The sequence below is a fragment of the Barnesiella sp. CU968 genome, assembly GCF_905219685.1.
Lineage (GTDB): Bacteria > Bacteroidota > Bacteroidia > Bacteroidales > Muribaculaceae > Lepagella > Lepagella muris_A.
Window position 1 is genome coordinate 1 of the sequence record NZ_CAJMXD010000037.1, and the last position, 13,683, is coordinate 13,683.

Sequence of the window (13,683 nt, forward strand, 5' to 3'; positions counted from 1 at the left end):
AATCCAATGTATAACCATGAGTATAGAAGCTTTTTATATCATTACTTTGGATAACGTTATACTTTTGATAATAGGGCCAGTGTTTCGGGTGGTGCATTGTTTCAAATTTCTTGATTATCAGCACTGCACGTTCAAACAACGGCAACTCCATTATGCTTCTTTTGGTCGCGTGGGCGGGCGTTGCTGCCGCAAGGGTCAGCAACGCCACGAAGAACATCAGTAGTTTTTTCATCGGTTGATCGGGGTTAATGTTCCGGGATTTACGGGCTGGATTGTAACTCCGCCGTTATCGTCACTCTCGCTTTTTCCGTTGAACTCAAAAGTCTGTTCCCACGGTGTCGAGCCGAAATTATCTTCTAATGTGGCGATGACATTTATGTTTGCATCACTTGATAAGTAATTAAGGATATGTGCATTAACTTTAATCATAACAACATAATTTTAGGGTTAAGAAAATAGTCATATTTTATATCAGACATTTTTTAATTCTACAATATGTTGAATTTACTATTCACAAACTTCTTGGATTTGCAAAGACATGAGCAAGCCTCATTCTCTGAGCAAAGACAAGCATATCTGCACAAACTACACGCAGATGGAATGGGCATTCGACATTTGCGAGGATTGGCTGGTCTGCTAATCGCAATTGATGAACTTCTTGCCCTTAGAGAAAGTGACACATTCGAGATTCCATTGGAATATATCGTCCAAAAGACATCTGAATGGGATTCGATGACACGTCAACAACGGTGTGATATGCGCGTGGAGGTTAATTTCCNTNGTCGCTTTCTTGGTGCGTCCAAGAGATGGTTGACATATTTGGGAAGACTGGATCACCGCTATTATCCTGAGGATAATATAATCAGCAAGATTTTTCCAAGAGGATACTTTCGAGTTCGACACCTTGTCTCACCGATGTATATGGAACGGCTCGTATATCTGGAAGCTCAAGAACAACAGGGGGTTCCTTCAGTGACNTTGAGACGAATCGCACAATATCAACTGACAGCCATAGAGTTGCTTGATTTACCATCTACTTCTCTTGTAACCATGAGTGAAATACAAAACGCGGCAGCTATATGGCGAGATGTTGAGGATCCAAGCANACGAAAGAAATCCGGTACCGATAATAGTTATCGGACGTTCATTCATGTCACAACTAATTGGCTTTCACATATGGGACTACTNGCCCAGCCGGAGGAACATGATTTTCCCGAAAAAGACAAGATCATGTCATATCTCAACTGGCTTGTTGAATCCAAAGGATATTCTGTCCAGACTCATAGAAGCCGTCTGAGTANACTTCGTAATCTGATGAATTACCTTCAGGGCTCAAGCTTATTGCTTGCCGATGTTCAATCTACAGACATTGACAGTTATCTCAAAGAACGTCATTACAATGGGTGTAATCGACGCACTATTGCAGGGCTTGTATCCGTACTACGTTGCTTCTTCAGATATGCGGCTGATAGACAATGGGTGAAAGACGATTTGTGGAAAACACTTTCCGCCCCTCGGCTGTACACGATGGAGCAACTTCCGTCATATCTTCATTGGGATGACGTGAAAGTTATCTTGACTGAATCTACGCGAAATCCGACGATTCAGGGCATAAGGAATCATGCAATTTTATCGCTTTTGGCAATGTATGGCTTGAGATCCAGTGAAATCACTGAACTGAAACTCAAGGACATTGACTGGCGGAATAGCGTCATTCATCTGCGTAGGGCAAAAGGATGCAGACCGCAGATAATGCCTCTGATAGATGAGGTTGCACAGCCACTTCTGAGATATATCCTTGAAGCTCGTCCAAAGTATCCGAAGCAGGAGTTTGTGTTCCTTACTACCCGAGCTCCATTCCACGGCATATGTACATCAACAGTTTACCAAGTGGCAAGTAGATCTCTGGAAGGCAGGCAACTCAACATAAGGCATCATGGTCCTCACAGTTACCGACACAGTTGCGCAACGAGACTGGTCAATGAAGGACACTCTCTTAAAGAAGTCGCAGATGTGCTCGGACATGTGAAAATCGATACTACCGCCATCTACGCCAAGGTCAATTTCTCCAGACTAAGGGAAGTGTCGGATATGGACTGGAAGGAGGTGCTTGAGTTATGATGCTCAATAGTGCCATTGACAAATATGTCGAGTATAGACGTTCATTGGGAGAGTCGTTCAAAACCAATGCGAATCTTCTGAAACAGTTCTGCAATTATCTGGGGAAAGATATGAATCTGTTAGAGATAACCGCATCCATCACATCAGATTTTTTGCAATCAGGAGGCAACGAGATTACTCGAAAGTGGTTTACGCGTCACGCTGCTCTGTCTGGCTTCTTCCGGTGGTGCATGTCACGAGGGTATGTATCAAAAATACCCTTGACTATGGATAAGCCTAAGAAACCGCAGCGAATAACACCGTATATTTACTCAGATATCGAGCTCAAGAAGTTGTTCTCAGCTGCCATGACATATCAGAAACGGCCTTCTCTCACATATCCTGAATGCGTCAAAGCAATCCTTCAGTTGACATATGTGCTGGGGTTAAGAATCTCAGAGACCATGAGCCTTCGCATGAAAGATGTGGATCTGGCAAACTGTTGTATCACAATCCATGAATCCAAATTTTACACGTCAAGAACTGTCACTTTCAACGAGGAAGTAAAGAAACTGATTGAAAAGTTCTTTTCATGGAGAAAGGACAACTGCAAGATCTCTGATGAAGACACATCTCTATGGATTATGTGTAACGGCTCGTCAATGAGACTGAACTGCATAAACGGCATCTTCAAAAAGATACGTATAGAAGCAGGAATCAGCCGAAACGACAACACAAGGTATCAGCCACGTATCCACGATCTGCGCCATACGTTCNCTGTGAACCGATTAAGAAAGTGGTACCAAGANGGTAAGGATGTTCAGACTCTTTTGCCTGNGTTATCTACCTATCTGGGCCATAAACAAGTGAGTTACACAACTGTGTATCTTAACATGACTACCGGACTGCTCTCAGATGCGGCCAATCTATTCTTTGAATATGCAAACCCCAAAACAAATCAACATGAATGAAAAAACCATATATCTCAGTTATTGGGTGCGGCGTTATCTCACCGACTATATGCTGGCTGCCAAGAATCTGTCGCGTAATACGGTACGTAGCTACCGCGATACCTTCAGACTTCTTGTTGGCTACCTTCGAGATGTCTGTAATAAAAATCCAGACAAGCTCCACCTTCAGGAACTGACAATCAATGTCGTGTCAGACTTTCTTGACAATCAGCAGGAAACCCGTAACGTCTCAGTGGCTACTCGAAACCAAAGACTTGCCGCATTACAGGCCTTCGCAAAGTATGTATCCATGAACTCTCCGGAGCATATGGAATGGAGCCGAAACATACGCAATATCCCTAAGAAGAAAGCCCCTAAGAGAATGATAACGTATCTTGAAAAGTCTGAGATGGATGCTTTGCTATCTCTGCCCGACCAGAGATCCGCTCAGGGCAGACGCGACTACGCTCTTTTGATCTTCCTATACAATACAGGAGCGAGAGCCGAAGAAGNATCCGACCTGAACGTATCATCCGTGACGCTTGCCAAAAGCAAAAGTGAATCAACAATCCCCTTGGTAACCATTGTTGGGAAAGGAAACAAGACTCGCAGATGCCCCCTTTGGGACAATGTCTGTGCAATCCTTAAGACAATAATCAATGACAGAAAGCCAGATGAACCACTCTTCTTAAACCGCTACGGCCAACGTATAACCCGATTTGGAATATACGAAATGGTGAGTCGGTATGCTCAAAAACTGGAACTACAGTTCCCTTCCGTAAGGGACAAGAGAGTTAGCCCACATACGATCCGGCATACCACCGCAACACATCTTCTGCAAGCAGGAGTGGATATAAATACGATCCGTGCTTGGCTCGGACACGTATCTATAAACACAACGAACATCTATGCTGAAGTAAATTTGGAGATGAAAGCTAAAGCTCTCATGACCTGTGCTATCGATAGTTCCAATGGGAAGAAAATCTCATGGAAAACCGATGAAAATCTTCTCTCTTACTTGGATAGCCTATGATGAATCTCTGCCAGTGCCTCCAAAATAATGTTGTGAACAGCAAACTTACATGTCTGATTTACTCATCGTTGGAGGCACTGTTAAACATAAATGTCATCGCCACATTAGAAGATGTATNTTGTCCATTACATAAATCTTCCACGACCACGAGGAATTTGTGGGCCTCGGATGAGTTGGCGGTGTAGTTCAGTCGGAAGGTCTTGCTTTCGAGAAGCACTCGGTCGTTGTTGACCAGTACGGGACCGTCAACGAGTTTGAGAGTGCCTTCGCCGTCATACTGGAAGTAGCGGATTGTGTAGAGTGTGTTGGCATAGTTCCCTTCGGGCTTGATCTCGAAGCGCAATTCAACAGTCTGTCCCTTTGTGATTTTGTCGCCGTAAGGCATGACTTCCACCGTGAACGGATAGGACTGCTGCACGTCGAGGTCGTCAGAGCAGGAAGTGAGAGCGATAACGAGGGTGAAGAGGATTGCCCAGTAACCGCAACGCGCTTTCGTAGTGGAACGAAGAAAGAACCCGAAGAACCGGGCGGGAGTGAGGCGCGTTTCGCCGATTTTGTTGATGATTGTTTTCACGTTTTTCAGAGTTTGAGTTTTGTTGATTTTTTCGGATAGAGCGACATGAGGTAGTCGTTCAGATCCTTGTAGTCGGGATAGAGTGCCGACTTGTCCATGACCCTGTCGCCGAATTCTCTTTGGAGTCTGGCGAGTGCCGCGCGTCCTGCGGTGTCATTATCAAGGTAGCACTGGATTACAGAGTAATTGCCGAGGGCTGGGATTGCCTTCTGGAGATTGGATACAGAGTTTAGCACGATGGTATCGAGTCCATCGTTATAGCCGAGGCGTTCCGCTGAAAGGAAGTCTATGAATCCCTCAAACACGTTACACCGGGCGTTGCCGTTGGCAATTAAAGTGATGTGCTTGGGTGGGTAAGAACCCTTAAAGAAAGGATTCCTCAACTCTAAACCATTGGCGTTGTTGGGAAAGCCGACGGCATAGTATCGCTTTCCATGAAGCTCNTAGTCAACCTGTACGCAGTAGCGTTGGGCTATCTCTTTCGGTATACCTCTGTCGGCGAGATAGCGCAGCAGTACCGGCGACTCCAGACGCGACACTTCGATATTCTCAAATGTCGGTTCCTCGACAAACTGCGTTGGCTTATAGGGGTTCTTTGCAGAGGCAAAGCGTCGTTCCGACGATGAAGCGGTCGGGAGGCGCATCTTCTCAGCGATATAATCGGCTTGCTTCAAAAAGTCCGTTTCACCGGACATTTCTCCGGCAAGCGAGAAGATGTCGCCACCCGCGCCCGTTCCGAAGTCAAACCACAGATTTTTCCGTGGATTGACATGGAACGAGGGCTTACGCTCACTTCGGTAGGGGGAGTAAAACCACAGACCTTTGCTGTCGCGTCCGGTGGGCTGATAGCCCAACTGATTCAGGAACTCGACAAGCGAGATTTTCCGGATTTCGTCGATGTTCATAGTCGCATCTTCCGTTTCGGTTTGTCAGGTTCCTGCTCCTGTTTGGGCGGCTCCACCTTTTGGGATTTCCCCATGCCAGACATCTGTCCTGCAATGTATTGGTTAAGTTCCGACATATTGCACGAGCCTGTTAACTCATAGGCGAGGTCATAGATTCCGCCGTATGCGCCGGACTTGGTATCACGCCAGAGGTTTGTCTCGATGTTGATTACCATTGTCGGTCCTGGCTTGTCATCGTATGGTGCATTGTAAATCCTCAGATTGCCGTCGGCTGCCACAGGGTGTTCCTGACCGAGAGCCTTCATAAAGTCAGTGAGTTTCACTTTCTTTATGTCAACGCCGACAACCGTCGGCTGCTGTGGGTGACGTGCCATTGCCGAAAGTTCCTTGCCCTGCTCATACTCGTTCATATACTTCAGGATGAAGTCACGCGGATCCATGTAGAGATTGGGATTCATCTTCAGGGCGGCGAGGTCGATGATGTCGCCACTCTGGTCAGTGGCGTGGTCGTACCATCGGTTTGTATTGGTATCGACCACCAGCATCGGCTCCGGGTCGTCTCGCTGCGGCGCATAGTAGAGCTTCATATCCCCGAAAGCCTTGACAGGCTTTTCTCCGAGAGCAGCCATGAACTCCGTCAGCGGTATGTTCCTGATGTCATTTTTTGTGTACCGCATAGGCTAAAACTGGTATTTGAGGTGTAAGCCATAGGCGAACAAAAAATGACCTGTGTCATTGCCGAATACAAACCGCTCCTTGATGTGCGCTCCGAGTGCCACATGGTCAGAGAGATAGAAATCGGCTGACAGCGTTACAGCACCGCCATAGATGAAAGCATCTTCCGCTTGGATAGTCGAGCCATCGGGCAAAAGGTGTTTCCCCCAGTTGACCGTTTCATAGCCACCGAGAGCGGAAACACCGCCATAGAGGTGGAAGGTCTGCGAGTAGTCGCTGAGAAGATGGAGATTATAGCCGAACTCGCCTGTGAACTGAGCCACAGGGATACGACCTTTCGCACCGTATGGCTTGTAGGTCTGGAGATACTCGCCGCCGAAGCTCCAAGTATTTGCACCACCTTTATAGACGGAGTAAAACACTCCGAAAGAATAGCCGCAGTTACGGGAGTTGCCGGTATAAAAACCGTCTGCCATGTCAGCCTTGATTTCTACCGCTGACATTCCGGGGAGGCATCGCTGGGCCATTGCCCGGCCTCCGAAGAGGCTGAGCATGGCAGCGATTATCATTATCGCTTTACTCATAGGCTACTGTATGCTTAATTCGTCAATTACGTTGGCTCTCACAATATCCTCGTTCTCGACCACGAAAGACTGGTGTCTGCCGCCTTCCTTTTCGGCGATTTCGATAACGAGCTGCTTGTCATCGGGGATAGTGAATTTCTCCAGAGCGAAGACTGTTCTTTCGGAGGTTTTGCCGTGTACGACCGTTACATAGTTCTGGGCGCGGAGCGGTTCAAGTACCTGCTCCTGCATCGCGGTACGCTTGATAACCTTCTTATCCACAATCTTGAAGCTCACATAATCAATATCGAAAGCGATATTGCTTGTGTTCTTCAGCTCGGTGTGGAAATAGAGAAGCCCATTGTTGGTGTAGATGGATTTCAACAGGAACTGCACTCCAAAACGCTTTGAACCGATATGCTTGATTTCGCGTTTGTTCTGCTTGTGGATAGACTTCATAATCAGCTTGACAAGCATAGGCGACTCCGAATCGAGACGCTCCAAGTATATCTCCTGAGCGTTGTTGGGACGGTTGACAGCTTCACCGTCATGGAGAAAGTCGGTCATCTCAATGCTCAGGAGCAGAGGCTCTTTTGCAAATTTGACGTTGAAAACATAGTAAGACCCATCATCGGTAATCACCGACAGATTTGTTTCAGTTTTAAAACGCTTAAACGCTGATTTCACGCGAAGTACGTTCTTTGCCCCGTCTGCGAGACCTGCCACAAGGTTCTCATTGCCGAGGTCCACATAAATTATCTCCGCAGGAAAGATAATGTGTGTGGTTTTCTCGTAACAGACCTCCAGTGCGTGAGGCGGAATCATCCGGTCGAAGCCCACCTTGCGGGTCAGACCGTCGAACTTGTCGCCGTCGGTGTAGTTGGCTCCGTACACGTTCATGTCGTGTTCGGCTACCTGTTCAGTGTCAGGCGACACGTTGTTTTCGGTGTTATTGACAGTTTTGGCGTTGGCAGCGGTGGCCACTCCGAAGAGTACCACTGCCGCAACAAAGAATTTTGTGATTGTTTTCATTCGTTGCTGTTGGGGTTGGTTGATGATTACTGCTCGTTCTGACGAAGCATGATTTTGTAGCCGGATTTGAGGTGGACTTTCACAGTGCGCAGTTTCTTGTTGAGATACTGGCTCACACCGTTGATAAGCCCTTTACCGACATCGGAGGCAAGTTGCGCCCCGGCGTTGGTGGTAAGGTTGATTGAACTTCCCATTGTACTGCCCATATTGGCCCCGATTTCGTGCAGGGCATCACTCTCCATCGAGTTTGGTATGTTGATACCCTCCTGACCGTCGGAGTCATAGACCGAGAGGTCAACCTCCATGATGCAGCCGAGAGCCTCGATAGATTCTATCTTGATTTCAAGACGCTCACCCTGTAACCGCGCCGCTCCCACCACAGTGGTGTTTTTCGGCAACAGCGAGTTGCCTATCCACATCGGTTCGAGTGTCCGTAGCCTGACGCTCTGCCCGTCGGTTACCGACTGGTCTGTAGCGACACAGGCTGAAATGGTGTTCTTGAAATTCGTGCGCTTTGTTCCTACCGCAGTGGAGAAAGAGCGGGTGTTATCGACAGAGGCACTGAGAGAGGACACCACATTGCGATTTACCTGATTGACAGGCATGACCTTACGGTCTTTCTCCGGTTCATCGACTATTACGGCCTTTTGACCGCCATTGCCAGTGCAGAGATACTGCGCCGCCAGTTTGTAAGACTGCTCCATCAGTTCTATCTCGTTTGGCTGCTGACTCTGCTGTGCTATGGCGTTCTGCGCTTCCAGCTCATCAATCCGAGCCTGCAACTCCGCCACCTGTGCGGCGGAATTGTCCTCCGGGATATAAAAGTCTTGGAGTGAAGCCTGAACCTGCTGGAAAGCCTGATCGGAAGCCTCAACCATATCGGGTTCCGGTTTCTCCGCATTCTGCGGGATGGAATCGACATGGGGAATTGTGTCAGTGGCTACTCTGATGGTGTCCTTCTGGGCTGCATAGGCATCACGCTTGTCGGCTGTGATTTCCTGAGCGTCCGGCTCTGGCATATTCTGATTGAAGCCACTGGTGATAGTGGCTGCTCCATCGCCGAAACTGTCGAAGATAAGCCATAGGATAATGCCGGTGGTCAGAAACATCGCGGGAAAGGCAACGAGGTATTTCATCCTCATCTTCCGCTCCGCCTCCGTTGTCGGCCGGGTGAGTTTATTCCACAAAGTTTTCAGATCCATAAAGATTGTTTATGGTGCTTTCGCTGCCCTTATCGGGCATCGGCATCTGTTTTATGTTGCCGAAGTCGGGGTTACTGTGTACCCCGTTGTAGATGTTATACATTGATTTGCCGAAGACAAAGAGGGCAAGCAATGCGAACAGCGCGAAGGTAATTGCCACTATCCGGAACCGCTTCTGCGGGGGGATGCCGTCGCACTTGCGACGCACATACTCCACCGCGCTCTCCTTGCGGCAGGACACCTTATTATATAGGTGTCCGATTTTCTCTTTCAGAGACTTGATGTTCATTTCTTGATTGTCTGGATGTCTTTGTTCTCGATTACTGTAAAATTCTCGATGATGAATCCGTTGGGGTTGTCGTCGGAGCGGCCGGAGTTTTTCAGTTTGCAACTGCTCACCAGCGTTCTCTCAGTGACATTGCTCTGACGGATAATCATCTGCTTGGCATAGGTGCGCACATCGTAGGGATAGTTGGTGAAGTTCACCACCACGCTATCGACATTAAGCACCTGATTGATATTCCCCGAAATGATGCGGTTGTAGTAACCCTGCTCCGTGAAGTCCCGATAGTAGTTGTAGGCACTCTTGTCGGCCAACAACAGAGCGCGGCTGACATTGTGCTCGATGGCTGACTTCTCCGGGGAGAGGGTAAAGAACAGTTCATGGAAGCGTCGCACATGTTCGCGAGCCTCTGCCGGTCGGTTCTGCTCCATATCCTGCGACAAGGCAAGCATCAGAGACTTGCCATTATCGAGGACATAGATTTTTTCGCGCTGCTTCTCGGCAAAGTTGAGCGAAAGCACCACGGAGGCGACTGCCACCACAGCGCAAAGGCACACGAAGACAATGCCGAAAAGCCGGATCTGCCGAAACGACGATTCGATATTTCTCAGAGATTTGAATTCCATTTTCATGCTATTTCAGAAGTTTTCCGGCACGACCTGCGATATTGCCTGAAACTGAACCTGCGACACCAGCCACGGCTGAACCACCCTGCATACCTACCGAGTTGATATGTCTGCCGTAGGCACCCATACCACCGCCGGCCTGAATAATCCAGCCTGCCACAGTAGGAATCGTGAAGTAACCGATAATGCCGATAATCATAAAAATCGTGTAGCAAGTATTTGAACTATCGAGATTTACATTCGGATTATTGGTCAGTTCCGAGATGTCGTTCTGGAGCATCAGTACCTGTATTTTCGCCAAAATTGTCGAAAACAGGTCTGCCACGGGCAACCATAGATAGGTCTGGATATATCGCTGAATCCACATTGTCAGTGTTGACTGGAAACCGTCCCACACCGACAAGGCAAAGGCAATCGGTCCTAATATCGCCAACACAATCAGGAAGAAAGTCCTTATCGTGTCAATGGTCAGTGATGCCGCTTGGAAAAGCATCTCCAGAAGTTCCCGGAAGAAATTCTGTATCGCCTTCTTCACCTTATACATACCACGCTCGATATACATTCCGGCAGCGGTGCCCACCTCAGTCACTCCAAGTTCATCAATCTGACGGTCAAACTCCGCATCATCCACGAGGTAGGCTGTCGATGGGTCTTTCATCATCGCCTCATGCTCCAGCCTGTCCTTCTCCTCGCGGTATTTCTGCATATCGAGCGTCTGACCTTCAAGCATCGTTGCCGTCCCCTGAACGATTGGCTGCATTACCGAATTGATAGTGCCGAGTACAATCGAAGGGAAGAACATGATGCACAGTCCGATGGCAAAGGNACGGAGCAGAGGGAACACATCCACTGGCTCGGCAGCAGCAAGCGACTTCCAGATGCGCACCGCCACATAGAACAATGCGCCCAGTCCGGCTATCGCCTGAGCCACTCCCGCCATATCGCCGCACAGCGGCANCATCTCGTCATATAGCGAGCGTAGCACCGTGTGCAGGTTATCAAAATCTATCGCGCAAAGCATAGGCTACCAATATTTTTCCGAACCATCGCCATAAAGGTTGACTACCCTCTGGGTATCAGCCTTTTTCTTTGCCCGCAGATATGATACGGATATATTTTTGTTGGTGTAATAGGCCGTGAGGTTTTTCAGCCTCTTCATCTCCTTGTAGCAGTCATCCACAACGTCCATTCTGTCCTTGTCAGTCATAGAGAGAGTTGTGATGTTGACTACCTGTTTCAGGTCGGACAGCACTCCGTTGGCTTCTTCAAGAATCCTTGTGTATCCGGATGCGATTGCCGATAGTTCCGCGCTGGTGAAGTTCGGGTCAGTCAGCATCTTCTGGAAGTTGTTGACGTAATAGCCGGAGATATTGCCAAGCATCAGGATTGTCTGCTGCACCTTGCGGGCGTCGCGGACGAGATTGTTCACAGACTGGAGGGCATCGTAATACTTCTTCGCCTGCTGGTATATTTTCACGGTTTCCTGAAAATTCTTGACCATATGAGTCGCCGTCTGCGACTCCTGAACAAGTGATTTAGAATTATTTACGATACTCTGGGCGATGTTGGACGGGTCAATGACCGTCCACTGGGCAGAGGCTCGGTTTGCTCCGAAGAGCAGAACCATAGCCACCACCGCGATGATCGTTTTGAGATGTTTCATTCGCATTGGAATTTAGACATTGATGACGTTGTTGTCGGACTCCTTCGGGTTGATACTCTGAGCTTCCTCATTTTTGAGATCCACTGTTTTGGAATCATAGAGGAAGATGCCGAGTGGTGAGATGAAGAGTTCTTCGCCGTTTTCGGTTATCCCGATTGTGAAACGGCCGGTGACCGTATCGAAAGTGGCGAGACGGTCGTTGCCCGTAGGCTGGAGGATATATACCCTTTCCTTGCCATAGTAGCCGTTTTCAGTGACTTTTACTGTGGCTATTCCCTTGATTTCCTCGAAAATCAGGACTATGTTCTTATCACAGGAATACCAGTACCTGCGTTTGAGATTTTTCAGAAAATTTTGCATGCTTTGTTTTGTTTTGGTTGATGTTGTGAGTGACTTGTCTTTGCGACATAGCCGGATTGTGATAATTATCTGGGTAATAATCACAATGAGCAATATTATCCACATAGAGTATTGCGGTTAAGGGGTTTCAGTTGAGTTTAGAGGCAAAGCCTCCGATTATCTTTACTCCCGCATAGAGCAGGAGCAAAGGGAATGTTATTAGTGTAATCAGACCGATGAACAGGCCGGAAAGTACCAGCCACAGGATATGAAGCACTTTCATAGCGGCAAAAGTGTTGCGAGATGGTGGATTATATTGGCGAAGACCTCCGTCACATACGGTTTAGCAAAGGCTACAAACTTGTATGCCAGTACGAAAGCGGCTGATAAGACAGCAATCCCGATGAGAAAGAGAATAGCACCAATCAGCACTCCGAGAATGGGATGAAATACTTTCGGTATCTTCATATCGCCTCCTTCCTTTCATTGGCAAGCAACTTGATGGCTGACTCCGTATCGCCCCCAAGTTGTTTCGCCTTGTTGAGTACCTGAATCTTCTCCGTCTCCTCTGTGGTGTAGCATAGATATTCCTCAGTTGACACCTCCGTGGCATATACAGCCGACTTCGTGCCGCCCAAACCAATCCACGCCTCTTTGTATAGGCGACTCGGATTGTTCGCCATGTTGATACTGAGTATCTGGCTTTTCTCCTTGTCGGTCAGGCCGAGCAACTCTTGAATCTGGTCGAAGCGGTTCATATACTTGCGCTGGTCGAGCAGGATTTTACAGTCCGAGTTGTTGATGATTGTTTCCTTGACAATGGGCGAGGAAATAATATCATCAACCTCCTGTGTAACCACCACAGCCTCACCGAAATACTTCCTGACCGTCTTAAACAGATATTTCATATAATCTGCCATGTTGGCGGTAGAAAGAGCCTTCCAAGCCTCTTCCACGATTATCATCTTGCGGATGCCCTTTAATCGCCTCATCTTGTTGATGAAAGCCTCCATAATGATGATGGTGACGACTGGGAAAAGTTCCCGGTTGTCCTTCACCTGATCAATCTCGAAGACCACAAACCGCTTGTTGAGCAGGTCAATGTTCTCCTTGGAGTTCAGCAGGAAATCATATCGTCCGCCATGATAATACTGTCGGAGCGTAGTGAGGAAGTTGTCTATGTCGAAGTCCTGTTTGTAGATGGGTATGGGGCGATTCGCCATTTCGGCACGGTAATCGTCGCGCATAAATTCGTAGAACGAATTGAAACACGGGACAATATCGCGGTCTTTCGCCATCTTGTCGAGGAACATCGCCAGTGCAGAACCGAGTTCTCCGCTCTCAGTCTTGGTAACTCTCTCGTCCTCCGCTTTCCACAGAGTCAGGAGCAGCGTCTTTATGGAATCGCGTTTCTCCACATCGAAGATGCCGTCATCTGTGAAAAACGGGTTGAATGAAATTGGCTTGTCATCGGTATATGTATAGTATATGCCATCTTCGCCGTGCGTTTTATTATGAATCAGATTACAGAGTCCTTCATATGAATTACCCGTGTCAATCAGCAGGACATGAGTCCCTTGCTCATAATATTGGCGCACCAGATGGTTGGTGAAGAACGACTTGCCGGAGCCTGAAGGACCGAGAATGAACTTGTTGCGGTTGGTCGTTACACCTTTCTTCATCGGCTCGTCCGATAAGTCAAGGTGTATCGGTTTCCCGGTCAACCTATCTACCATCT

General features: G+C 47.9%; 18 protein-coding genes and 1 pseudogene. 3 read left to right on the forward strand and 16 right to left on the reverse strand.

Annotated features, from left to right (window positions below):
• A pseudogene (locus JX312_RS02860) lies at window positions 1–232 on the reverse strand (hypothetical protein); the annotation flags it as partial.
• A complete protein-coding gene (locus JX312_RS02865; protein WP_204456991.1) occupies window positions 229–429 on the reverse strand; it encodes a hypothetical protein in 201 nt (66 codons plus the stop codon). The pseudogene JX312_RS02860 and the gene JX312_RS02865, both read right to left, overlap by 4 nt.
• 747 nt (window positions 430–1,176) lie before the next feature.
• On the opposite strand from JX312_RS02865, the gene JX312_RS02870 reads away from it, so the two are divergent.
• From JX312_RS02870 to JX312_RS02880, 3 genes are all read left to right on the forward strand, one after another.
• Complete coding sequence (locus JX312_RS02870; RefSeq protein ID WP_204456993.1) at window positions 1,177–2,121, forward strand: tyrosine-type recombinase/integrase; 945 nt, start codon at window positions 1,177–1,179, stop codon at window positions 2,119–2,121.
• Window positions 2,118–3,071 (forward strand): tyrosine-type recombinase/integrase, encoded by a 954-nt coding sequence (locus tag JX312_RS02875; protein WP_204456995.1) that lies wholly within the window; start codon window positions 2,118–2,120, stop codon window positions 3,069–3,071. The genes JX312_RS02870 and JX312_RS02875 overlap by 4 nt, the downstream gene beginning before the upstream one ends.
• Window positions 3,064–4,083, forward strand: a complete 1,020-nt coding sequence (locus JX312_RS02880; RefSeq protein WP_204456997.1) for a tyrosine-type recombinase/integrase — start codon at window positions 3,064–3,066, stop codon at window positions 4,081–4,083. The genes JX312_RS02875 and JX312_RS02880 overlap by 8 nt, the downstream gene beginning before the upstream one ends.
• Window positions 4,084–4,141: 58 nt before the next feature.
• Here JX312_RS02880 and JX312_RS02885 read toward each other — a convergent pair whose 3' ends face one another.
• From JX312_RS02885 to JX312_RS02945, 14 genes are all read right to left on the reverse strand, one after another.
• Entirely contained in the window at window positions 4,142–4,552 is a 411-nt protein-coding gene (locus JX312_RS02885) for a DUF3872 domain-containing protein (RefSeq protein WP_239653782.1), read from the reverse strand.
• Between the two features lie 110 nt (window positions 4,553–4,662).
• A complete protein-coding gene (locus JX312_RS02890; RefSeq protein ID WP_204456999.1) occupies window positions 4,663–5,562 on the reverse strand; it encodes a toprim domain-containing protein in 900 nt (299 codons plus the stop codon).
• Window positions 5,559–6,239 (reverse strand): hypothetical protein, encoded by a 681-nt coding sequence (locus tag JX312_RS02895; protein WP_123403361.1) that lies wholly within the window; start codon window positions 6,237–6,239, stop codon window positions 5,559–5,561. The genes JX312_RS02890 and JX312_RS02895 overlap by 4 nt, the downstream gene beginning before the upstream one ends.
• Window positions 6,240–6,242: 3 nt before the next feature.
• Window positions 6,243–6,821, reverse strand: a complete 579-nt coding sequence (locus JX312_RS02900) for a conjugal transfer protein TraO (protein ID WP_123403363.1) — start codon at window positions 6,819–6,821, stop codon at window positions 6,243–6,245.
• A 3-nt stretch (window positions 6,822–6,824) separates the two neighbouring features.
• Entirely contained in the window at window positions 6,825–7,823 is a 999-nt protein-coding gene (traN, locus tag JX312_RS02905; protein WP_369809668.1) for a conjugative transposon protein TraN, read from the reverse strand.
• Window positions 7,824–7,858: 35 nt separating this feature from the next.
• Entirely contained in the window at window positions 7,859–9,034 is a 1,176-nt protein-coding gene (gene traM / locus JX312_RS02910; RefSeq protein ID WP_123403365.1) for a conjugative transposon protein TraM, read from the reverse strand.
• Window positions 9,009–9,323: a TraL conjugative transposon family protein gene (locus tag JX312_RS02915; protein WP_123403367.1), complete on the reverse strand. Its 315-nt coding sequence runs from the start codon at window positions 9,321–9,323 to the stop codon at window positions 9,009–9,011. The genes traM and JX312_RS02915 overlap by 26 nt, the downstream gene beginning before the upstream one ends.
• Window positions 9,320–9,943 (reverse strand): conjugative transposon protein TraK, encoded by a 624-nt coding sequence (traK, locus tag JX312_RS02920; RefSeq protein WP_123403445.1) that lies wholly within the window; start codon window positions 9,941–9,943, stop codon window positions 9,320–9,322. The genes JX312_RS02915 and traK overlap by 4 nt, the downstream gene beginning before the upstream one ends.
• A 7-nt stretch (window positions 9,944–9,950) precedes the next feature.
• Window positions 9,951–10,952 (reverse strand): conjugative transposon protein TraJ, encoded by a 1,002-nt coding sequence (gene traJ / locus JX312_RS02925; protein ID WP_204457010.1) that lies wholly within the window; start codon window positions 10,950–10,952, stop codon window positions 9,951–9,953.
• Between the two features lie 15 nt (window positions 10,953–10,967).
• Window positions 10,968–11,606 (reverse strand): DUF4141 domain-containing protein, encoded by a 639-nt coding sequence (locus JX312_RS02930; protein ID WP_123403369.1) that lies wholly within the window; start codon window positions 11,604–11,606, stop codon window positions 10,968–10,970.
• A 12-nt stretch (window positions 11,607–11,618) separates the two neighbouring features.
• On the reverse strand, window positions 11,619–11,966 hold the full coding sequence (locus tag JX312_RS02935; RefSeq protein ID WP_204457003.1) for a hypothetical protein: 348 nt from the start codon (window positions 11,964–11,966) through the stop codon (window positions 11,619–11,621).
• Window positions 11,967–12,093: 127 nt separating this feature from the next.
• On the reverse strand, window positions 12,094–12,228 hold the full coding sequence (locus JX312_RS14220; RefSeq protein ID WP_255563897.1) for a hypothetical protein: 135 nt from the start codon (window positions 12,226–12,228) through the stop codon (window positions 12,094–12,096).
• Window positions 12,225–12,413 (reverse strand): hypothetical protein, encoded by a 189-nt coding sequence (locus JX312_RS02940; protein ID WP_204457004.1) that lies wholly within the window; start codon window positions 12,411–12,413, stop codon window positions 12,225–12,227. Before JX312_RS02940 ends, JX312_RS14220 begins: the two co-directional genes overlap by 4 nt.
• Window positions 12,410–13,683 (reverse strand): TraG family conjugative transposon ATPase (locus JX312_RS02945; RefSeq protein WP_204457006.1); only part of this gene is annotated, 1,274 nt, incomplete at its 5' end. The genes JX312_RS02945 and JX312_RS02940, both read right to left, overlap by 4 nt.

Coding starts and splice junctions, on each gene's coding strand:
- JX312_RS02865 (WP_204456991.1), bottom strand. CDS start 429: ATGATTAAAGTTAATGCACATATCCTTAATTACTTATCAAGTGATGCA.
- JX312_RS02895 (WP_123403361.1), bottom strand. CDS start 6,239: ATGCGGTACACAAAAAATGACATCAGGAACATACCGCTGACGGAGTTC.
- JX312_RS02900 (WP_123403363.1), bottom strand. CDS start 6,821: ATGAGTAAAGCGATAATGATAATCGCTGCCATGCTCAGCCTCTTCGGA.
- traM (WP_123403365.1), bottom strand. CDS start 9,034: ATGGATCTGAAAACTTTGTGGAATAAACTCACCCGGCCGACAACGGAG.
- JX312_RS02915 (WP_123403367.1), bottom strand. CDS start 9,323: ATGAACATCAAGTCTCTGAAAGAGAAAATCGGACACCTATATAATAAG.
- traK (WP_123403445.1), bottom strand. CDS start 9,943: ATGGAATTCAAATCTCTGAGAAATATCGAATCGTCGTTTCGGCAGATC.
- JX312_RS02930 (WP_123403369.1), bottom strand. CDS start 11,606: ATGAAACATCTCAAAACGATCATCGCGGTGGTGGCTATGGTTCTGCTC.
- JX312_RS02935 (WP_204457003.1), bottom strand. CDS start 11,966: ATGCAAAATTTTCTGAAAAATCTCAAACGCAGGTACTGGTATTCCTGT.
- JX312_RS14220 (WP_255563897.1), bottom strand. CDS start 12,228: ATGAAAGTGCTTCATATCCTGTGGCTGGTACTTTCCGGCCTGTTCATC.
- JX312_RS02940 (WP_204457004.1), bottom strand. CDS start 12,413: ATGAAGATACCGAAAGTATTTCATCCCATTCTCGGAGTGCTGATTGGT.